The following is a 20,489-nucleotide window of genomic DNA, read 5'->3' as shown; positions in this document are numbered from 1 at the left end:
AAGCCCCGAAACCCGGTCCGGATGGCCCATGTGCCTCCGTCCTGCGTCTTCTGAGACCTGATGCGGGAAGCCGCGATACTCAGCCCTGATCGGGGACGCCGCCGAATTCGCGTTTCCATTTTACCTGTTTCTTTTTCGGCGGCGTCTGCTCGCAGGAGATCATGTAGACGCCGCAGACGAAGGCCAGATCGGCCAGGGCGTTGAACCACAGGCCCAGGCTGAACGGGGGCGGCATGGAGGTGCTCTGCCAGATTGCGTAGAGCAGGAAGGCGAAGGAGATCGGGCGAAAGCCGAGGAACATCGTGCGCAGCGGGTTCATGAAACCGGGGCGCACGAGGATGCGCATGCGGTTCACGCCGAGATAGAACGCCACCCACATGCCCCAGATCAGGATGTCGTAGATGGCGTTGACCGGGTCTTCGCCCAGCAGGATGATCATGGCGGCGATGGATGTCGCCAGCAGGAGCAGCGAACCCAGCAGCAGGCTCATCCCGGCTTCGTAGGCCGGGATGCGCTCGGGCAGACGGTCCGCGACGGGCTGGAACACCCTGTCGAGCAGCCAGAGATCGAATCGTGTGATGATATCGGACAGTGTCATGATGTCATGTGGCGGCCGGGCACGCTTTCCCTGACGGGAAGGCGGCCGGTTCCGAAGGTTTTCAGGCCGTTCCTTCCGGTGTTTTCTTGTCCACCGCGTCCGGCAGGAAATGCGCGAGGGCGGGAAGCAGGGTGTCAGCCGGCAGGCCGGTGCGGGCCACGAGAGTCTGCACTTCGGAGTTACCGAGGATCTGTCGGATTTCGTCCGGGGAGACGGGAAGATTGTCCCCCTTGCCGATCCATGAGCGGACCTTGTCGCCGAGCCCGGCCTCATCGGCTTTCGCCACGATCTGCTGGATGTTTGACGGATCAAGCATAGTGTGAAGCTGCTCGTTCAGTTTCGCATGCAGATCAATGCCGAGCGTGTTGCCGATCTTATCGACCAGATTGCCTATTAGACTCATGACCGTTTCCTCTGGTCCGTTGCTGCCGCCACCCCGGATGTCTGATGCGGGATATCCGGAGAGGATCATGGCACATTTCCCGACGGTTTGCGACCGGAGCGTTTGCCTGAGCCGGGCGGCAGTTACCGGCGGGCAATCAGCTATGGGGATGAGCGGGCGGCGATGAGCGGGGCGCCGGAAAACCGGCGGGTGGATGGGCGGGACGGTGCTCAGGCCGGGCATGGGTCCGTGCAGCGGAGACGATGCATGGGGCAAAGCATGGGCTGGGGCTGGGGCACGGATCGGGACATGGGTCGGGGCATCGGCTGATTCCGGGGGTGTTTTCCGTCTGTGATCAGCAGGAACCAGCCAGGCGCAATGCGCCGGAGGATGGCTGTTATGCGGCAGGCCCCACGCGCATGCTGCTCAAAACTCCGCTATTCATGGAACCGCCTCTTCACCCCATGACTCTGGCAGACCGTGCCCGCGCTTCCCGGAATACCCCTCTTTCTGATCAAGCGCCTCTCGTTCCTGCGTCATCTGAGACCGATCGGACGACCGGGCGAATCGCGGAACGACGCGCTGCGATGGCTTTACGCGCCGACGCCGGCGGCCCTCGGATTTGCCGTCCGCACGACGGCGGCCGCTCTTCTGGCGCTGGTCATCGCCATGTGGATGGAGCTCGACGATCCGCAATGGGCGGCGATGACCGTCTGGATCGTGGCGCAGGGGTCACGCGGCGAGAGCATGTCCAAGTCGCGCTGGCGTCTGGTGGGCACGGTGCTGGGCGTGATTTCGTCGATCACGCTGGTCTCGGCGTTTCCGCAGAAGCCCTGGCTGTTCTTTCCGGCTCTCGGGCTGTGGCTCGGGCTGTGCTGCATGTGCGCGACGCTCGTCCACAATTTCCGCTCCTATGCGCTCGTGCTGGCGGGGTACACCTCCGCGATCATCGCGCTGGGCGCGGTCAACAATCCTGACAACGTGTTCATGATCGCGATGTCGCGCGCGACCTATATCGTGCTGGGCATCACCTGCGAGGCGCTTCTTGCCGGGCTGTTCGCGCATAATCTGGCGGAGACGGCACGGCTCAACATCCGGCACAAGCTCGCCACGGCGCTGTCGAGCGTATCGGAGGCGATTGCCTCCCTGCTTGAAGGCAAGCAGGCGGCGCTTGTCCGTTCCCGCGCCCTGTTCGGTCCGCTGCTGTCGATCAACGACCAGATCGAGTTCAGTGAGGTCGAGATGGGGCCGCACGGGCATGAGGGGGATCATGCGCGCGCCGCGCTGGCCGCCGTGTCTGTGCTGCTGTCGCGCGGGCTGGGCATGGCCGTTCGTCTGCAGTCGCTCGAACACGCGCAGCCTGCGTTCGAGAACACGGCGGGGATGACCCGTACCTTTCTGCTGACGGTGCCGACGCGGCTTGGAACCGATGAAGAGATTGTCGCGGTGCGCCATGATCTGTCGCATCTCCGCGCGGAGTGCCGGCAGCAGATCGTCAACGCCCTGACGGAAGAGATTTCGCTGGGTCTGCCCTCGACGGATGACCGCGTCACGGCGCTGCTGGATGAACGCATTCTGCACAACGCGCTTGACGAGCTGCTGGGTGAGCTGGACGGCGCTCTCACCGAGTTCGATGCGAGTCATCACGAGATCAAGGGCGACCATTTCCGTTTCCGGCTGCAGGCGCACCGGGACTGGCGCGAGGCGGGCTACAACGGAATCCGCGCCACGATCGCCATGACCTCGGCGGGGCTGGTGTGGGAGACGACCGCGTGGCCGGCCGGGCTCGGGTTCATCACCTTTGTGGGCGTTGTCTGCGGTCTGTTCGCGACCCGGGAAAATCCGGTTCTGGCGACGACGAACTTTCTCAAGGGCAGTCTCTGGGCCGCCTTTATCTCGTTCTTCGTGGTGTTTCTCGTGGTGCCGCAGCTGACGGTCTGGGAGGAACTTGTCGCGGCGCTGGCGGTGCCGATGATCGCCGGCGGTCTGGCGTCCCGCAATTCCGCGACGGCGCTTCATGCCGCGGCCTACACGCTGCTTCTGCCGAATTTCGTGCATACGTGGAATCAGGGGCGCTGGAACGAGGTCGAGTGGCTCAACTCGACGAGCGCCATCGTTATGGGCGTTGCGTTCGCCGTGACGATTTTCCGGCTGGTTCTGCCGTTCGACGCTTCTTCCGAGCGCTGGCGGATGCGGCGGACGATGCTTCAGGATCTCCGCACGCTGGCGTCGGCCGAGCCGATTCCGCTGACGCAGGACTGGACGGGGCGCAACATCGATCGTTTCGCGCGGGTCATCCGTCATGCCGGTCCGACGCCCTCGCCGACGATCGAGGGGTATCTGCAGGGCACGCTGGCCGCGATGACGATCGGGCTGAACATCATCCGCATCCGGACGCTGCTGAAGCGGAACCAGATTCCGCATCAGGCCCGTCAGGCGCTGGAGATTACGATGTCCAGGATGAGCCAGTTCACGGGTCAGTACGGGCGGGCGTCGAGCACGGCGCGCCGGGCGACGGCTCTGCTGCGCCGGATCGAGGCGCGTGAGGCCAATATTTCGACCCGGATCGAGCTGACGCGGGCGATTGCCTATCTGATCGTCATTTCACATGAGCTGGATGCGAATCACGAATTCCTCGATGCATCGCAGCGTTTCAAGGTTCGGGACTGAGCGGCAGAACCTTTCGGGTGGATTGTCTCCGGAGACTGTCCCGGAAGTTTTCCTGTGAAATCACTTTATGAAGAAGTTTCTGGGGAAGTCTTTTCGGAAAGCTTCTGAAGACGCCGCCTTTTTGAAAAAAGGCGGCACCCAAAAACTTTTATTTTTTAAGCGGCTGAGTAAGGCGAGCAGATGAGCGGGACGCGAAAAACATGACGTCATCAGCTTGTTATGAACGGTTTTGTTCCTCTGAAACTTCTGAAACAGTCTCTTAGCCGCCCTGGTTCTGCAGTTTCCGGATTTCCGCGACCGCCGCTTTGATCTGCATCGTCACGCCGATCTCTCCGAGTTCGGCTGTGGAAGGGCGCGGGTCGCCTCCGTAGACGCCGTCCGCCGGTCCGGGTTTCGGGGCGGTCCTGAGGGCCTCGGTGCGGACCATTGACGGATCGACGGCCAGCATCAGGGAGGTGTCGCTCAGTTCCGCGTGGGTGCCGACATCGGCGGCGAGGCCCCGCGCGCGCAGGGCCTGATCGTAGGCGCCGCTGATGACGGTGTAGTAATCGTCGATACAGGCGGCGCGGGCGCCTGTCCGTGCCCAGGAGCGGTTGATGTCTTCCGCGGTCCTGCACATTTCGGCGCGGTATCCGCCGTGATCGCCGATGAAGGCGACGAGACGGAAGCCCTGCACGCGGAAGCTCTCGGCGACGGAATGCAGCAGGCCGGAGAACACGGCCGGCGTGACCGAAATTGTGCCGGGGAAGCGCATATGGGAGGTGCGCGGGGACGTGCCGCCCTCCGGGACGTAGGCGATCACCGGGGCGACGAGGGTGTTGCCGAGGGTGCGGGCGATCTGGTCGGCGAGGGCCTGGGCGCGGACGTTATGTTTGCCGACCGCGATATAGGGGCCGCTCTGTTCGGTGCCGCCGACCGGCACGATGATGGTGTCGTATCCGGCGTGGATCGCGTTCTGAATTTCCGTCCAGGTGAGGCGCTGGAATTCGACCTGCGGCGCGGCGCGGGCGGCGACGGGCGTCGTGCTGGCCAGGACGAGCGCGAGGGTGGCGGCCCTGCTTTTCGGACCGGGAAAAGGAAACATCGGGGCGCCCTCCTGCGATACTGAACGGGTTGCGGTATCCCGCGTCACGTCGCATCGCAAGAGGGCATATCGGCGGAAGGGCCGCTTCCGGGACGGGTCAGGCGGCGCTGTCCACCAGGACGAGTTCGGCGTCCTGATCCGCCGTGACGGTGATGCGGTCCTCGTCATGGATGGCCACGCCGTCCCGCGCATCGGCTTTCACGCCGTTGACCCGGATGGCGCCCTGTGCGGAGACGAGATAGAGCCAGCGATCCTTCGATGTCTCGTATGTCACGCTTTCTCTGGCCTTGACGGTCGCGCCGAGGACGCGGGCGTCGGCGCCGATCCATAATGCGTCGCCGTCCCCTTCCCGGCCCGAGGCGAGCGGCACGAACTGACCCGCGCGGTCGCCTTTCGGGAAAGGCCGCGCTCCCCAGCGCGGGGCGTGACCGCGGGCGTCCGGCATGATCCAGATCTGGAACAGGGTCGTCGGGCCGGCTTCGCGGTTATATTCCGCGTGGGTGATTCCGGTGCCGGCGGACATGACCTGAACATCGCCGGCTTCCGTGCGGCCTTTGTTTCCCAGACTGTCCTCATGGGTGATCGCGCCGCTGCGCACATAGGTGATGATTTCCATGTCGCGATGCGGGTGGGGGGGGAAGCCTGTGCCGGCTGCAATGGCGTCATCGTTCCACACCCGGAGCGCGCCCCAGTGCACGCGGTCGGGATCGTGGTAATTCGCGAACGAGAAGTGGTGATGCGCGTCCAGCCAGCCGTGGCGGGCGGCGCCGATACCGGCGAAAGGTCTCACTTCGATCATGATGGTTCCTCCCTGCCTGCTTCCGGAATGCCTGTTCTGGCGGTCTGTTCGTGCGGCCCGTTCGGGGCCTGTTTTCCGGTGAGCGGCTCTGATGCAGAGATGCGCCGTCGGAGCGCCGGTTTAAATCGAAATGGTGGAAACGGTATGTTTCCGTGGAGCGCCCTTGTGTGGCTATGGCTGCGGCTGCATCTGCTGCTGGGGGCTCTGGCTGCGGGGTGAGGCCGGTGGGTGATTATCAGGGTTTCAGGCTGCGCCAGGCGGCGAGCGCCCGTTCCCGCGCCTCGCGGTGATCGACGATCGGGGCGGGACAGGTTTCGCCCGGAATGACGCCGGCGTGGCGGAGCGTGTCCTCGCCGGCCTCCCACGGGGCATGGATCGCGCTGTCCGGCAGGGGCGCCAGTTCCGGCACCCAGCGCCGGATGTAGCTGCCGTCGGGATCGAATTTTCGGGATTGCAGGATCGGGTTCATCACCCGGAAGAATGGGGCGGCGTCGACGCCGGTGCCGGCGTTCCACTGCCAGTTCGTGGCGTTGCTTGCCGGGTCGTGATCGACCAGCGTGTCCGCGAACCAGCGTTCTCCTTCGCGCCAGTCGATCAGGAGATGTTTCACGAGAAACGACGCCACCACCATGCGGACCCGGTTGTGCATCCAGCCGGTGTGCCAGAGCTGGCGCATTCCGGCGTCGACCAGCGGGTAACCGGTGCGGCCCTGCTGCCAGGCTTTCAGGGCTTTTGGATCGTTGCGCCAGGGCATGGCGTCGAAAGCGGGACGCAGGTTGCGGGTGGCGAGATCGTCGTGGGTGAACAGGAGCGACCAGGCAAATTCGCGCCAGCCCAGCTCGGCGAGAAATTTAGCGGTATCTGTCTGGCTGGCGGTTCCGGCTTTTTCAGCGGTGGCATGCCAGATCTGACCGGGGGTGATGTGGCCGAAGCGGAGAAAGGGCGACAGGCGTGAGCTGGTGTTCCGGGCCGGGAAATCCCGCGAGGCGGCATAGGTCGCCAGATTCTCCGTCAGGAATGTTCCGAGCAGATCGTGGGCCGTTTCTTCTCCCGGTTCCCATTCGTCCCGCAGGCCCTGTGCCCAGTCGGGTTTTGCGGGGCGGAGCGCGTAGTCATCGGGGGTGAGGCCTGCGTGGGCGCAGGCCGGAGGCAGGTCAGCGAAGGTCAGGGCGGGCGGCTCCGGCAGAGGTGGCCGGGGATCGCCGAGGTCGCGGGCGCTGCGCCAGAACGCCGTGAAGACCTGGAACGGCGTTCCGGACCGGGTGCGGACGGTCCATGGCTCGTGCAGGAGGGCGCCGGCATGGCTTCGGACGGTGATCCCGGCCTCTTTCAGCTCCGTTTTGATGGCCGCGTCCGTTTCCCGGCCGTTCGGGTCGTAGCGGCGGTTCCAGAAGACGGAGCGGGCACCGGTCTGCCGGACGATCCGGGGCAGGACCTCGCGGGAGGGACCGCGAAAGACGTGGAGCCTGCCGCCCCGCGATTGCAGCTGCGTGTCGAGCGCGCGGATTGCGCCGTCCAGCCACCAGCGGGCGGCGGCTCCGGGCAGGCTGGCGTCGTCGAGAATGACGAGGCACAGCAGGGGCGCGCCGCTTTGGGCGGCATCGGTGAGGGCGGCGTTATCAGCGAGGCGGAAATCTTCGCGGAACCAGACAAGTGCGGGAGGCTTTGCGGACATGATCCGTCATAACGCCGGAAGCGCCATGACTGAAGCCTGATCGGGCCTGTATCGAGGGCCGGTGTCAGGCAGGGGTATCGGGTTTTGCGTCAGGCTGTGCCGGCTGGCGACGAAGGAGCGTATCCGGCGTTATGGCGTGTATCCGGCGGGAAGCGGGCAGGGCATGGATCGCGGAGACAGGTTTCACTCTGTCACATACGCGCCATGATGTACGCATGTTCAGGCGGGATCGTGATAGCGGAGAATGGAGATGTTTATGAAGAAAATCCTCACCTTAACGCTCGCTGCCGGACTGGCTTTGTCGGTATCGGCGTGTATGGGACCGCCTCATCATCATGACTGTGACAGATATGACAGAGGTCAGCGCGGTGGTCCGATGGGTGGCGGTCAGTCCGGATTCGGAAATGGTGGCGGAAATGGCGGTATGGGGATGGGACGTGGCCCCGGTGGTGGTGGCGGATACTGATTAAGGCGCGGTTTTCCGCCATCTGGTCCCGGCTTCGTGCCGGGATTTTTCTTTCCGGATCAGCCAAAAGCAGTCCTGCCGGGGATGTCTCTCGCCAGCCACACATCAGACGATGCGTGAGAGTTCTGCTTGTTCTGAAATTTCGGAAGAAGATGGTGGACAGGGTTGGATTCGAACCAACGTAGGCGTACGCCAGCGGATTTACAGTCCGCCCCCTTTAGCCACTCGGGCACCTGTCCGACGGAAGGAGGAATTACGGGGCTCTGGCGGTCGTGTCAACACTGTCCTTTCCCCTTCCTGTCATAACTTTTCCGCCTCTTCAGCCTTCTGGCGCCGGATGGTGACGGTGGCCTGAAAGGACGGGCGTCCATAACGGATGTGATGACGCGGCATCGGTGCCGTCGTATAGCAGGCGCATGCGCACATCCCGTCCCCCGAAATCCCGTCACTCATCCCCAAATCATTCTTCTGGTCATTCCCCCGGCCATCCCCCGGGCCATTCCTCGTCGGGGCGGCCGCAGGACGGTCAGCGTCACCGGCACGGAGGCGGCGATCGTCCGGCTCCGGAGGGTGCGGCCTCCCGTGAGGCGCATCGTTCGCCACGACGGCACGGGCGGTCATCCGGGCGCGGGGCCGGGCCTTACTGGATAGCCGGGATCCATGCGTCACAGGCGGTTCTGGAGAATCCGCACCGGACGGTGCATCGGATTCTGCTTTCCGCCGAGGCGCAGGAGGATTTTGTAAAGCGGCTCTCCGTTCCGCTGCCGGCAGTGGCTGAGCGGGCGGAGCGGGCGCAGTTTACCGCCCTGCTTGGCGCGGACACCGTGCATCAGGGGGTTGCGGTGCTGGTGGAGCCGCTGGAAGCGACTGATCTGGAGGATGCGCTGGAGCGTCCCGGGCCGGTTCTGGTGCTCGATCAGGTGACGGACCCGCGTAATGTCGGCGCCATTCTGCGTTCGGCGGCGGCGTTCGGAGCGGCCTGTGTGGTGATGCAGGACCGGCATGCGCCGGAGGAGAGCGCGGCGCTGGCGAAGGCGGCTTCCGGGGCTCTGGAGATTGTTCCGATGGTGCGTGTGGTGAATCTGGCGCGATGCATCGACACGCTGAAGCAGCATGACATCTGGACGATCGGTCTGGACGCCGGGGGTGGCCGGCTGGATGGCGGTTCTCTGGGGGGACGACGGGCGGCGCTGGTGCTCGGCTCCGAGGGCGACGGTCTGCGGCGTCTGACGCGCGAGGGCTGCGACGAGATTGCGGGGCTGTTCATGCCGGGCACGATGGAGAGTCTGAACGTGTCGGTGGCGGCGGCGATCGGGCTGTACGAACTGGTGCGCGCCGGCTGACCGGCGCTGCCCTTCGGCCGGTTTACTGAGCGAAACCGGCCGAAGGGGACTTTATGAAGCGTGGAGGCAAAATTCTGGAAAGCCTTGCCTCAGAGACGGATCAGCGCGACCGCATAAATCACCAGGGCCATCGCCAGCGTGAAGCCGACCAGGCTGAGCACACGGCCGCGCTGGCGGCGGGTCAGTTCGGCCTGTTCGGATGCTGAGGGCCCGGCCGGGCGCTCCGCCGCATTTTCCGTTGCGATCATGACAGCCACCAGGTCAGTCCGTGGTCCGCGAGCAGACCGCAGAACAGCAGGAACAGATAAGCCAGGGAGAACCGGAATGAGAGGCGCGCGGCCTTGTCGCCGTTCAGGCTGACGCCGCTGGCATCCTGTTTTTCGAGCAGCACCCGCACGGCGCAGGCCACGAAACCAAGCCCGAGCACCAGGGCCGTGACGGTGTAGAGCGTTCCGCAGAGATGCAGAAAGGACGGCACGAGCGACACGGCCAGAAGCAGCAATGTATAGACGAAGATGTTCCAGCGCGTATGCCGGGCGCCGCGCACGACGGGCAGCATCGGGATGCCGGCGCGACCGTAATCCTTGCAGGCGTAAAGCGACAGCGACCAGAAATGTGGCGGGGTCCACAGGAAGACGATCGCGAACATCACGACCGGCAGCACGGCGAGAGAGCCCGTCGCGGCGGCCCAGCCGATCATTGGCGGGAAGGCTCCTGCCGCGCCGCCGATGACGATGTTCTGCGGCGTCGAGCGCTTCAGCCACATCGTGTAGATGACGGCGTAGAAGAAGATCGAGAAGGCCAGAATGCCGGCGGCCAGTGTGCTTGTGGCCAGCCACATCAGCGCGACGGACAGCGCCGAGAGACCGAGGCCGTAGGCCAGCGCCTCGTCGGGCGGGATGCGTCCGCCGGGAATCGGGCGTGTGGCGGTGCGCTGCATGACGATGTCGATGTCGCGGTCGTACCACATGTTGATCGCGCCGGCGGCGCCGGAAGCGAGACAGATGCAGAGGATGCTGACCGCGGCGATGACCGGGCTGACCGGGCCGGGAGCCACGATCAGGCCGGCGGCGCCGGTGAACACCACCAGCGAGATAACGCGGGGTTTGAGAAGCTGGACCCAGTCGCCGGCACGGGTGCCGACGCGGGCCGTTTCGAATCGCTGGCGGGGAGCCCGCTCTGCAGCCGTCGCGCCGCTCATCGTGCGTCCGCCGTATGGGACAGGGCAGCATTTGACAGGGCAGAATCTGACAAAGCAGCGCCCTGCCCTGCGGTGTCATGGCCATACTGTCTTGTGGCGCCGGCCAGCACAATCATGAACACGGCCAGAGAAGCGGCCATGGCGATGTCACCTGCAATCTGGACAGGACCGTGAATGACGGGGCCGCCTGCGGCCGAGAGCACCGCTCCCGCAAAGAGGAGTCCGAACTGCAGCCGTGCGGCGCCGGCCGGGTAGCGTCCTTCGGACACGGTTTCCAGCCAGTTATAAAACGCGCCGAACAGCACGAAGACCGCGCCGCTCAGCACGGCGGCATGTAGGCCGCGGCCGCTGCTCATCTGCACGCCCCAGCCGGCGGCGAGAAAGACAAAGAAGCCCGAAACCCACAGCACCGGCACGCCGATGCGGTTCCGCATCGGGATGGTCTGGCGCCACAGGGCGCGAATCCAGAGGCCGGCGAAAGCGAGCGACGCCACGGCGGCGAGGCACGTTCCGGCCAGTGTGATTGTGGACTGAGACTGGTGGGTCAGAATACCGCGCGCCCAGAGCACGGCGCCGCCATCGGCGGTTACGCCGGCGAGGGCCGCTGTTGCCAGCCGACTCCGGGCTGTGAGCGGCGCCGCGCTGTCGAAAATCCGGGCGGCGAGGCCGAAGGCCGACACCAGGACGACCAGCGTGACCGGCATGGAGAAGGCTGAGAGCATGGCGCCGGCATCGCCGGAGTGGGCGAAGAGCACCCGTGTCGCGGAGGCCGCCATCACGGGGGCCGCGAACAGAAGCCCGGTGGCGGCGAAGAACTGTGTCCAGGCAAAGAGCGAAAGGGGAGCAGAGCGGACTGTTCCGGTCTGTCCGCGCGGTGCGACGCGGCCTGGGCCGGCGCGGCTGTCGAGGATGGTCGCGACGGTCGTTGTCGCAAGCAGAACCGCGCCGATGCTCCAGAGCAGCAGCCCGGCCGCCGCTGCCGGACCGGTACTTCCGCCGGCGATGAAGGCCAGCAGCGAGGCCGTCATCATGCCGATGGACAGCGCGTCCAGGACCGGGAGACGGGCCAGACCGCCATTTCTCTGCGTCGGATCAGCGAGATCGCGCGACAGGAAAAGTCGTCCGAAGCCACCAAGGAACGCAGGCACGGCGACGAAAAGAAGCATGGCGACCGGGTGGAACCGGGTGGCTTCCGATGTCAGCGCGTCGGGGAGAAGGTGTGCTTCCTGCAGGATACCTGTCACGCCGGCGATACTGCCCACGGCCACGGCGAGAGTGAGAGACGCGACGGAAACGGCCGGGACAGGCGCTGTGACCGGGGCTGGCCCGGCGGCGCCTGCCGTGCTGTTCAGTTTGTCCGAAACTTGCGTCTTACCAGGCATCGTCGCATGCGTCTTTCGTTTGACGGATCACCGGACCGGTCGGTGGCAGGACGGACGGCCATGAAGGCGCGGCCCGTTCTGAACAGTATCCCTGACCGAAGCCTTACCGGAATTTCACGAAAGTCAAAAGTCTGATGGGCGCGCGAGGCGACAGCCCTGCATTGCTTATGACGCGCCCCGGACATCGTTATTCTTATCTCAGGGTTATTCTTATCTCAGGCGACTTCTTCCTGCGGTACCGGGCTGACCGTGCCTGAAGCTGCATCGGGCTCCCGTGTCAGGGTGACGAGGGTAAACAGACCCACAGGCGGCACCGGCTCCACACAGGCGCGGGCCATGTCGGCGGGAGGCAGCAGGGCTTCCATGGCGAAATCCGGATGCCATCCCAGCGAGTGCGAGGCGCGCGCCATGCCGCGCTCGATTGCGCCGCGCACGCCGTTCGGTGCAAGAAAATGGTTGACGAACAGGATATGGCCGCCCGGTTTCACCACGCGCTTGAGTTCGGCCAGCAGGCGGCGCGGGTGCGGGACGACCGAAGCGACGAACATCGCCACCGCGATATCGAAGGAGGCGTCGGCGAAGCGGGTTTCTTCCGCGTCCATTTCGAGCAGGGCGTCGACATTGGTGAGCCTGTCACGGCGCACGCGTTCCCGGGCGCGCTCGAGCATGTCGGAGGACAGGTCGATTCCGGTGATGCGTTTGCTCGCCGTGTAATGCGGCAGGGCCAGCCCGGTTCCGACACCGACCTCCAGCACCCGGCTTCCCGGGAGGCGGTTAACGGCTGAAACCGCCCGTCTGCGTCCGAAAGCGGATATTCCGCCGAACACGGTGTCGTAGACACCGGCCCAGCGCCGGTAGGCTGCCTTTACGGCATCGGCATCAAGGGCGACACGCGGACCGTGCGACTCCTGAGAGGGGGACACGTCTTCCGCGGACTCATCGCGGACACCTTGCAAGACTTCGCTCATGCGTCCTATCTGCCCGGCGTAACCAGGTTCCACAAGGGGTTGAAAACTCAAGACACAGTCCGGAAGTCACCAAAACGGTTTTCCGCGCCACGCCGGGACCGGACATTGCCATACAGCATGCCGGGGACAAAGTCCTCATCCTGTTTTTCCTGATCCGTTCCGTCTTTTTTCATGGCTGGTGTTCCCCTACACTGAAAGCGCATGCAAAAATTCATGGCGCCAGGGAGCATTTAACCTCGTGAACTTACTCCCGACATGCAGGCCCCTGACAGGCGGCCCGGCGCATTCTGATGCGGGCAGGGGCGTTTTCCGGACGGGGCGTTCAGCCTGGTCCGGAAGTATGGCGAACGGGCATGACGGTAACGGATATGCCGGAGCGACGGACGGAGCCGGTTCCGGGCCGGCGGGAGCGATGGCGTGATTCTGTTTCTTGTTTTTTTCAGTATTGTCTCCTGGGCCAGTATTTTTGTTTTTTACTGGCGCTGGCAGATCCGCGACTGGATCGACTGCCGGTTCGATATTTTCGAGAGATTGCAGCAGCGGCGGGAGCGGGCGGAGCAGAAAAGGAAGGCCCGGCAGGACGGGTCCTGATTCAGGGTGCAGGACAGAGCCCGGCTTTGTCTCCTGTTTGCGAAACACATAAACGCTTTTTTTTGAACGCTTCTGTCCGCATTTTCCTTCACGGCCTACCCTTACGATGCGTGCTTCCGGTTGTTTTATGACGGGCCGGTGGCTCCGCCGGGGACGAAGCGGAGCCAGATGATATGCGGCGGGCGGCCTTTCAGTCCTGCCCGGCGGCGTGCAGGCGGGCTTCGATGCAGTCCCACAATATTCCGGCCGGGTTTGTCCCGTCGAAGCGGGCGAGTTCCTGAAGCCCGGTCGGGGATGTGACATTGATCTCGGTCAGCCAGTCTCCGATGACATCGATTCCCACAAAAATCAGGCCGCGCTCTTTCAGCATGGGTCCGATCGCTTCGCAGATTTCGCGGTCGCGCGGTGTCAGATCGACTTTTTTCGCCACGCCGCCGACATGCATGTTCGACCGGGCCTCTCCTTCAGCCGGCACACGATTGATCGCGCCGATGGGCGTGCCGTCCGCGAGGATGATGCGCTTGTCGCCTGCCCGGACGGCCGGTTCGTAACGCTGGATCATCAGCGGTTCGCGGGACCGGGCGAAGTGCATTTCGAGCAGGGCGTTCAGGTTCTGATCGTCCTCACGAATGCGGAACACGCCGCTGCCGCCGTTTCCGAACAGCGGTTTGACGATGATGTCTTTCCATTTCTTCCGGAAGGCGCGGATTTCATGCACGTCCCAGGTGACGAGGGTTGGCGGCATCAGCTCCGGGTAATGCGTGACGAGCAGTTTTTCGGGCGAGTCCCGCACGAAGCGCGGATCGTTGACCACGAGGGCTTTGCCCGGTCCGACACCGTGGACGTGTTCGAGCATGTGTGTCGCGGTGATGTAGGCCATGTCGAAGGGCGGGTCCTGACGCATCAGGATCACGTCCATCTCGCTGAGATTGCGACGGACGGGTTCGCCGAAGGTGGCGTGATTGCCCTTTTCGCGCCGGACGGTGACGGGGCGGACCAGGGCTGTGAGCCGGTTCGTATAACCCTTCCCTTCTTCCTGCCCGCCTTCGCTGAGGGCAAGCGTCTCCACGCCGTACACAAACAGACGGCTTCCGCGCGCCTGGGCCTCCAGCATCATCGCAAAGGAGGAATCTCCGTTGATGTCGATCCCTTCGAGAGGATCCATCTGAACTGCGACATCCAGCCCGGTGGTCATGATCTGCTCCATTTCTCGCTGATTCGTCTTAAAGCAAATCACGCCCGGGAGGAAAGGCGGTCTGTCGTGCTGTCCGTGCGCCGGCGCGGCGTCCGTCCGGAACCGGACTGTCTCGCAGGAACTGGCGGATCTCCGGGGTCTCCGGAATTATGACGCCGCAGGATAGGATATGCTCAGAATCTCGATCTGTTCCGGGCCGCGTGGCGTGCGGAGCGTAATCTCATCGCCCGCGCCATGACCGAGCAAAGCGCGGGCGACGGGGGCCAGCAGCGTGATTTCACCGCGTGTGGACACTGCCTCGTCGGCCCCGACGATGGTGACGGTGATTTCTCTGTCGCTCTCATCGGCGTAGACAACCGTGGCGCCGAAAAACACCTTGTCCCGGCGTGCCTGGGCGGCCGGATTGACTTCAATGGCGTTTTCGACCCGCTTTGTCAGGAAACGGATGCGCCGGTCGATCTCCCGAAGGCGTTTTTTGCCGTAAATATAATCGCCATTTTCGGAGCGGTCGCCATTCCCCGCTGCCCAGGACACGACCTCGACGACGGCCGGCCGGTCCTCGCGGAGCAGTCTGGACAGTTCCTGCCGCATGAGATGCAGTCCGGCCGGGGTGATGTAACGAGCCAGATCTCCGTTTGCGCCGTCCGCAGCCACTCTTTCTCCAGTCCTGTCGCCAGAGTTCTGATGTCAGAGTTCTGTCACCGGTCCTCAGCCGATGGCAAGCTCGCTGATCGCGGTATCGACCTCTTCGAAGCTGGGCATCAGGGGCACCGGAATATCTTTACGGCCGATCTCGACGCTGACCTGCGGCGCGTTGCCCTGAAGAAAGGCGACGAGCACGACCCGAATCAGATCATAATAGGCTGCGTCCTCTTCGACCACACTCTGTATGCGCGCAGCGAACGGACCGACCATGCCATAGGCGAGAAGAACGCCCAGAAAGGTTCCCGACAGCGCGCCTGCGATCATTTCTCCGAGCACTTCGGGGGGTTTGCTGATGGACCCCATAGTTTTGATGACACCGAGGACGGCGGCGACGATTCCGAGAGCCGGGAGCGCATCGGCGAGAGACTGCATGCCGTGTGCGACATGGGTGTCTTCCTTGAGGTTTTTGGCGAGTTCGCGGGTCATGACCTCATCGAACTGGAACGGATCGTCCATGTTCATGCTGATCATGCGCAGATAGTCGCAGATCAGATTCCGTACGCGGCTGTTGTCCCTGATTTTCGGATAATTCGCGAAAGCGGTACTCTCCGTCGGCGTTTCGATATGGGGTTCGAGCGCCATCACGCCGTGACTCTGCGCGAGCCTCGTGAAGAAAAACAGGAGGCCGAGCAGGTCGAGATAATCCTGACGTCCGAAAGCCGGCCCTTTCAGCGCCGCTTTGAAGGCGCCGGGAACGTGTTTCAGATCGCTCATGGAATTCGCCATGAGGAAGGTACCGATACCGGCGCCGAGGATCGTAATCAACTCGAAGGGCATGGAGACGACGAGCGGCACGATTGCGCCACCGGAAGCCACGAACGAGCCAAAAACGCAGAGCAGCAGGAAAACCAGCCCGCCGATTACCAACATTCAGTTTGTCCTCATCCCGGAGTGATGCGGTGTTGTGCCGCGGTAGTTCATGGTCATGACGGGTCGGTGGCGTGATCCGGAGAGCCTGACTTGGATGTATCTGGCGCGGGAGTGGCGTCCGGCAGGGTGATGTCGTGCTCACGGTGCAGCATCAGCACGACACGGCGATTTGCCGCGGCGCCCGGATCATCGGGCAGTGCGAGGTCCCGGTCAGCGCGGCCGGACACCTCGACCAGCCGGCTTTCCGGAAATCCGTCCTGGGTGAGGACACTCCGCGCGGAATCGGCGCGTGCTCCGGACAATGTCCAGTTGGACTGGCGGTTGTTTCTGAAGATCGCGCCGTCGGTGTAACCGTAGATCGACAGTTTCTGCGGCATGGCCGTCAGGTAAGGCGCGATGATGTTCAGGAGATGCATGGCGCGGGCGTTCAGGCGGGCCGAGCCGGAGTCGAACATCGGCTTCTGCTCGGTTTCGGAGAGTTGGATGCGCAGGCCCTGCGGCACGACGTCAATGGAAAGCTGCTGCGCCGCCTGGGCACCGGCGGGATCATTCGCCAGGGCTGCTTTCAGCTGCCGTGCGTCACGTTCCAGATCTTCCTGTTCCTGTTTCGCCGCGTCGGCGCCATCGCCCAGAGAGGTGCTGGCACCGTTTTTCGTGCCGCCTATGGGAACGATTCTGGCGAAATCCGGAGGGGCCAGCGCCACCATGCCGATGCTTCTGTCCGGGAAGGAGGGGTCCGGGGCGCGGATGGTACCACTCCGACGATGGTCGGTCCCTGATCCTGCGGTATTGCTTCCGGTCACGGCACCGACATCCGGACCGAAGCCGCCGGAGGGGGCCGGCACTCCGCCTTTTCCGGGCGCGATGCCACGGGGCGGCATGGCGGACTGCTCCTTTGACGGTGAACTGGCGCCCGACTTCGAATCGCTGCTGCTCGCGTTCTTTCCGTCCTGGACCTCTCCTGTGCTGGCGGATGGCGAAGTGCCCGGATCGGAGAGGGCCTGAGCCGAGGCCGATCCCTCCGAGGACATTGGATTGAAGAAATTTGCGATGCCGCGACGGCGCTGTTCCGTGGTGGCGTTGATCAGCCACATCACAAGAAAGAACGCCATCATGGCGGTCACGAAATCCGCATAGGCGATCTTCCATGCGCCGCCGTGATGGCCGCCACCGCCGCCACCGCCACGCCGAATGACGACGATCCTTGCCTTATTGTCCCCTTTTCTGGGCATCCGCCTCTCCGACCTGTGAGGCCATGCTGGCCGGAGCGGCTTAAAACAGACTTAACGAAAGCTCAGCGAATGGCAGGAAGTTGCCGCATATCCTGCAGAAGCGGACACCGGACGGTATAAAGGACGTAACGTTCCGCCTCGCGGCCATGCCGTGTGCGCGGAATCTCTGTTACCGGGGACACCAGACTCGGCCAGAGACTGCCGGCGGGAAAATCGCGGCGGGCGTTGCGGATCAGAATCCCCTGCCCGGCCGTGCAGCGGAAACCGGGCAGATCAAACAGCTGCCAGCGTGGCTCCGCTCCGAGGACCGGGATGCCCTTCAGCCGGAATGCGAGTTCGGAGGCCAGCCCGTAATCATCCGAGGCGATGAATGCTGCATTCTGAGTCCGCGCCCGCACCGCCCGCGCAAAGGCCGGCCAGCCACCGCCCTGGCGGAGCGTGATGTCGAGGTGACGGCTGAGCGGCAGCACGCCGGTTATGGCCTGGAAGAGGACCAGGGCGCCGAGCGTGAAGCCGAGAATCGCGGCGGGCCGCCACCAGCGCGGGCGTGAGAGTGCTGTGAGCACGACCAGCGGCGGGTAGATCAGGACCGGCCAGTTCGCCTGCACACGGTCTCCCAGCGCGTGCTGGAAAAAGACGAGAAGCGGGATGCCGGTCACGGTGAGCAGGAGCCGGTCGGTCGCCTCGTGGCTGCGGAGGGCCTTCCGGAACGCGATGACACAGAGGAGGAAGATGCCGGGTGTCAGCAGGCCGATCTGGCCTCCGGTCAGTTCGCCCAGGAACTGTGCTGCGCGCGCGGGTTTCCAGTCGCCGGCGCGGCCGCCCTGGCGGATGAAGCTTGCCCAGCCATGCGTGTCATTCCACCAGAGTACCGGTGTGGTCAGTATTCCTGAAAGAAGCAGAGCCGCCCACGGCCAGGGAGTTTTCAGCCATGCGCGGCCTGGCCGGGTGAGCAGACACCAGACACCGATGCCGGCTGCTGGCAGAAGCATTGTGTATTTGCTGTCGAAACCGAGTCCGGCGGCCATTCCGAGCAGCAGCCACCAGCGCCCGTTTCCTGTCGCGGCAAGGCGTCCGAGCGCCGCGAGAAAGAGGGCCATGAAGAACAGCAGCGGCGTATCAGGGGTCATCATGACCGCGCCCAGGCCGAGGGCGAGCGTGGCGTTGAGCAGCAGGCCGGCGATGACAGGGGGCGTCACGTCATCGGTCGCGCATCTGTCTGCGGTGGACCGGGCTGTCATGAAGTCACGGGTTGCGGCGGCGATGAGGAGTGTTCCGGCCGCGGCGGCGAGGGGGCCGGTGACCCGTATTCCGAAGCCGGTATTGCCGAACAGGATCGTACCGGCGCGTATCCAGAGGGCGACCATCGGCGGATGATCGAGATAGCTGGCCTGGAGGTGGCGGGACCAGGTCCAGTAATAGGCCTCGTCCGGGGTCACCGGCAGATACGCGGCGGCAAGGAGGCGAAGGAGCGTCACGCCGGCAAGGGCGGACACGGCGAGACACACTGAAGGAGCGGGATACGCTGAGCGGCTTCCGGTCATGAGGCCTGGTGTGGACGGTGGCGCCGGCTTTTCACCTCGGGCGCCAGATCAGTGTCGATGAGACGGCGTAATTCCACACCACGCCGATGACGGCTCCGGCGGCGCTTGCCTGCCCCCATCCCTGTCCGTCGGCCCGGAAAAGCTGTGCGATGCCGATATTGGCCCACGCTCCGACGGAGGAGACGAGGAGGAAGACGATCAGCCCGCCATAGAGCCGGGACCCGCGCAGACGGCGGTCGCGGTAGGTGAGCGTGTTATCGAGCCAGAAATTCACCAGGATCGCGATCAGGGTGCCGGTTGCCTGGGCTGTTTCGAATTCCGCGCCTGCGAGGCGCATGACGTTCATCACCGCGAGGTTCACGGCTACACCGACTGCGCCGACGGCGGCGAAGGCAAGGAAGCGGATGGGCAGCCAGCCCCGGAACAGCTTGTCGAGCATGAGCGCGGCGAACTGAAGCAGGACCAGCACGTCGAGCTTGCTTTCGCCGGCGACGCGGGGGCGGAATGTGCAGGGAATTTCCTCCACGCGCACCGGTCCGGGTGCGGAGAGGATCAGGTCCATCAGAATCTTGAAGCCCTGTCCGGAGAGCCGTGGCGCCGTGCGGGCGAAAAAATCCCGGCGCAGGGCGAAGAAGCCGCTCATCGGGTCGCCGACACGCACTGGCAGCATCATCTGGGCGAGCCGGATACCGCCATCCGAGAGGGCGTGGCGCCAGGCGTTGGCGAGGCCGCTGTTATCGCCACCCTCGACATGGCGGCTGCCGATGGCGATATCGCACCCTCCCCCGGCTACCGCGTCGATCAGGGCACCGAGCTGCGTTTCGTCATGCTGCAGATCGCCGTCCATGACCGCGATGTAACGAGCCGACGAAGAGAGGGCTCCCTCGATCACGGCGGAGGAAAGGCCGCGACGTCCGATCCGGCTGATGCCCCTGACCCGCCAGTTGATTTCGGCGAGCGCGCGGACCTGGTCGATGGTGCCGTCGGGAGAGTTATCGTCGACGAAGACGACTTCCCAGCTCCGGCCGGCGAGGGCTTTCGTCAGGGCGTCGACGAGGGGACGGACATTGGCGGCTTCCCTGTAACAGGGGACGACGACGGTGATTTCCGGGCTGCCCGTGCGCGTTTCCGTCTGGCTGCCGGGGGGCGAGGACGTGCCGGTGTCCGGTACGATGTCCTCTTTGCCGCACTGGTCGTCGGGAGCGGCCGGGATCGGGACCGGGGCGGCGATTACTGAACCCCGGGATTCTGTTATGGGCATAATGATATCTTATCGTTCTCGGCGTGCGGATCTGAAGACGGTGGCCGCGAGAGGCTGGTGCGGATCGTCTGCAGCGTCTGGACGCGCGCGACATGGGGCGCCTCGGTCAGGCGGCGGGTGAGCTGGTTTTCATGGGCGGTGTCGCGTGCGGCCAGTCGGACCAGGAAATCGCCGCCGCCGCGGATCATGTGGCATTCCAGCGCTTCCGGCCAGGCGGCGACCATGGTTTCGAATCCTGTGAGGACGGTTTCCTTCTGGCTGTCGAGGCCGATCAGCGCGAACAGCATGATGGACCAGCCCAGCGCGTGCAGATCCGTTTCGGCCTGGTAGCCGGTGATGATGCCGGTTTCTTCGAGCCGGCGGACACGCCGCAGGCAGGGCGGCGCGGAGATCCCGACGCGGCGGGCGAGTTCGACATTGGTCATGCGCCCGTCTGCCTGCAGTTCGGAAATGATTCGCCGATCGGTTATATCGAGTTCCGCTGCGGCCACCCCGCCTCTCCCTGCCCGGTCCGGCACCGATA

The 20,489-nt window shown here is 64.4% G+C and carries 22 protein-coding genes and 1 tRNA gene; 5 read left to right on the top strand and 18 right to left on the bottom strand.

All coding sequences use genetic code 11. From position 1 onward, the window contains the following. Window positions 1–79: 79 nt before the first annotated feature. Both GOB93_RS02490 and GOB93_RS02485 read right to left on the bottom strand, forming a co-directional pair. Entirely contained in the window at window positions 80–598 is a 519-nt protein-coding gene (locus tag GOB93_RS02490) for a hypothetical protein (protein WP_173581933.1), read from the bottom strand. A gap of 61 nt (window positions 599–659) precedes the next feature. Continuing rightward, complete coding sequence (locus tag GOB93_RS02485) at window positions 660–1,001, bottom strand: YidB family protein (protein ID WP_173582017.1); 342 nt, start codon at window positions 999–1,001, stop codon at window positions 660–662. A 102-nt stretch (window positions 1,002–1,103) separates the two neighbouring features. Between GOB93_RS02485 and GOB93_RS02480 the strand changes: the two genes are divergently transcribed. After that, entirely contained in the window at window positions 1,104–1,310 is a 207-nt protein-coding gene (locus GOB93_RS02480; protein WP_173581932.1) for a hypothetical protein, read from the top strand. Between the two features lie 150 nt (window positions 1,311–1,460). Continuing rightward, complete coding sequence (locus tag GOB93_RS02475; RefSeq protein WP_173581931.1) at window positions 1,461–3,650, top strand: FUSC family protein; 2,190 nt, start codon at window positions 1,461–1,463, stop codon at window positions 3,648–3,650. A 259-nt stretch (window positions 3,651–3,909) separates the two neighbouring features. On the opposite strand, the gene GOB93_RS02470 is transcribed toward GOB93_RS02475, so the two are convergent. From GOB93_RS02470 to GOB93_RS02460, 3 genes are all read right to left on the bottom strand, one after another. Beyond that, the gene (locus GOB93_RS02470) at window positions 3,910–4,734 is read right to left on the bottom strand and encodes a creatininase family protein (RefSeq protein ID WP_173581930.1); all 825 of its coding nucleotides are present in this window, start codon (window positions 4,732–4,734) and stop codon (window positions 3,910–3,912) included. A gap of 97 nt (window positions 4,735–4,831) precedes the next feature. Continuing rightward, window positions 4,832–5,533: a pirin family protein gene (locus GOB93_RS02465; protein ID WP_173581929.1), complete on the bottom strand. Its 702-nt coding sequence runs from the start codon at window positions 5,531–5,533 to the stop codon at window positions 4,832–4,834. Between the two features lie 235 nt (window positions 5,534–5,768). Further along, entirely contained in the window at window positions 5,769–7,208 is a 1,440-nt protein-coding gene (locus tag GOB93_RS02460; RefSeq protein ID WP_173581928.1) for a cryptochrome/photolyase family protein, read from the bottom strand. Window positions 7,209–7,543: 335 nt separating this feature from the next. Here GOB93_RS02460 and GOB93_RS21910 point away from each other — a divergent pair, with 335 nt between their 5' ends. After that, window positions 7,544–7,678 carry a hypothetical protein gene (locus tag GOB93_RS21910; protein WP_277877195.1) on the top strand — a complete coding sequence of 45 codons (135 nt, stop codon included), beginning with the start codon at window positions 7,544–7,546 and terminating at the stop codon, window positions 7,676–7,678. A 149-nt stretch (window positions 7,679–7,827) separates the two neighbouring features. On the opposite strand, the gene GOB93_RS02455 is transcribed toward GOB93_RS21910, so the two are convergent. Then, window positions 7,828–7,913: transfer RNA gene (locus GOB93_RS02455), tRNA-Tyr, on the bottom strand. A 177-nt stretch (window positions 7,914–8,090) separates the two neighbouring features. Here GOB93_RS02455 and rlmB point away from each other — a divergent pair. Beyond that, the gene (gene rlmB, locus GOB93_RS02450; RefSeq protein WP_194299947.1) at window positions 8,091–9,017 is read left to right on the top strand and encodes a 23S rRNA (guanosine(2251)-2'-O)-methyltransferase RlmB; all 927 of its coding nucleotides are present in this window, start codon (window positions 8,091–8,093) and stop codon (window positions 9,015–9,017) included. Between the two features lie 89 nt (window positions 9,018–9,106). Here rlmB and GOB93_RS02445 read toward each other — a convergent pair whose 3' ends face one another. The 5 genes from GOB93_RS02445 to GOB93_RS21905 all read right to left on the bottom strand — a co-directional run bounded on the left by GOB93_RS02445 (window position 9,107) and on the right by GOB93_RS21905 (window position 12,741). Further along, complete coding sequence (locus tag GOB93_RS02445; RefSeq protein WP_173581748.1) at window positions 9,107–9,274, bottom strand: hypothetical protein; 168 nt, start codon at window positions 9,272–9,274, stop codon at window positions 9,107–9,109. After that, window positions 9,262–10,218 (bottom strand): heme o synthase, encoded by a 957-nt coding sequence (locus GOB93_RS02440; RefSeq protein ID WP_173581927.1) that lies wholly within the window; start codon window positions 10,216–10,218, stop codon window positions 9,262–9,264. Before GOB93_RS02440 ends, GOB93_RS02445 begins: the two co-directional genes overlap by 13 nt. Beyond that, window positions 10,215–11,600, bottom strand: a complete 1,386-nt coding sequence (locus GOB93_RS02435; protein WP_173581926.1) for a heme-copper oxidase family protein — start codon at window positions 11,598–11,600, stop codon at window positions 10,215–10,217. The genes GOB93_RS02440 and GOB93_RS02435 overlap by 4 nt, the downstream gene beginning before the upstream one ends. Before the next feature lie 215 nt (window positions 11,601–11,815). Continuing rightward, entirely contained in the window at window positions 11,816–12,568 is a 753-nt protein-coding gene (locus GOB93_RS02430; RefSeq protein ID WP_173581925.1) for a class I SAM-dependent methyltransferase, read from the bottom strand. A gap of 47 nt (window positions 12,569–12,615) precedes the next feature. Beyond that, on the bottom strand, window positions 12,616–12,741 hold the full coding sequence (locus tag GOB93_RS21905) for a hypothetical protein (protein ID WP_277877194.1): 126 nt from the start codon (window positions 12,739–12,741) through the stop codon (window positions 12,616–12,618). Window positions 12,742–12,985: 244 nt separating this feature from the next. On the opposite strand from GOB93_RS21905, the gene GOB93_RS02425 reads away from it, so the two are divergent. Next, window positions 12,986–13,159: a hypothetical protein gene (locus tag GOB93_RS02425; protein ID WP_173581924.1), complete on the top strand. Its 174-nt coding sequence runs from the start codon at window positions 12,986–12,988 to the stop codon at window positions 13,157–13,159. A 190-nt stretch (window positions 13,160–13,349) separates the two neighbouring features. On the opposite strand, the gene gshB is transcribed toward GOB93_RS02425, so the two are convergent. The 7 genes from gshB to GOB93_RS02390 all read right to left on the bottom strand — a co-directional run bounded on the left by gshB (window position 13,350) and on the right by GOB93_RS02390 (window position 20,457). After that, on the bottom strand, window positions 13,350–14,354 hold the full coding sequence (gene gshB / locus GOB93_RS02420) for a glutathione synthase (protein ID WP_173581923.1): 1,005 nt from the start codon (window positions 14,352–14,354) through the stop codon (window positions 13,350–13,352). Window positions 14,355–14,501: 147 nt separating this feature from the next. Continuing rightward, the gene (gene greB / locus GOB93_RS02415; protein WP_173581922.1) at window positions 14,502–15,008 is read right to left on the bottom strand and encodes a transcription elongation factor GreB; all 507 of its coding nucleotides are present in this window, start codon (window positions 15,006–15,008) and stop codon (window positions 14,502–14,504) included. Window positions 15,009–15,062: 54 nt separating this feature from the next. Next, on the bottom strand, window positions 15,063–15,929 hold the full coding sequence (gene motA / locus GOB93_RS02410) for a flagellar motor stator protein MotA (RefSeq protein WP_173581921.1): 867 nt from the start codon (window positions 15,927–15,929) through the stop codon (window positions 15,063–15,065). Window positions 15,930–15,982: 53 nt separating this feature from the next. Beyond that, window positions 15,983–17,161 carry a flagellar motor protein MotB gene (locus GOB93_RS02405; protein WP_173581920.1) on the bottom strand — a complete coding sequence of 393 codons (1,179 nt, stop codon included), beginning with the start codon at window positions 17,159–17,161 and terminating at the stop codon, window positions 15,983–15,985. A gap of 62 nt (window positions 17,162–17,223) precedes the next feature. After that, window positions 17,224–18,657 (bottom strand): glycosyltransferase family 39 protein, encoded by a 1,434-nt coding sequence (locus GOB93_RS02400; protein WP_338422276.1) that lies wholly within the window; start codon window positions 18,655–18,657, stop codon window positions 17,224–17,226. A 79-nt stretch (window positions 18,658–18,736) separates the two neighbouring features. Beyond that, window positions 18,737–19,966 (bottom strand): glycosyltransferase family 2 protein, encoded by a 1,230-nt coding sequence (locus tag GOB93_RS02395; protein ID WP_173581918.1) that lies wholly within the window; start codon window positions 19,964–19,966, stop codon window positions 18,737–18,739. Further along, entirely contained in the window at window positions 19,957–20,457 is a 501-nt protein-coding gene (locus GOB93_RS02390; protein ID WP_338422275.1) for an Lrp/AsnC family transcriptional regulator, read from the bottom strand. Before GOB93_RS02390 ends, GOB93_RS02395 begins: the two co-directional genes overlap by 10 nt. Window positions 20,458–20,489 lie beyond the last annotated feature (32 nt).

The organism is Acetobacter musti (genome assembly GCF_011516835.1).
Taxonomy (GTDB): domain Bacteria; phylum Pseudomonadota; class Alphaproteobacteria; order Acetobacterales; family Acetobacteraceae; genus Acetobacter; species Acetobacter musti.
This window is presented reverse-complemented; position numbering and strand designations above follow the sequence as displayed.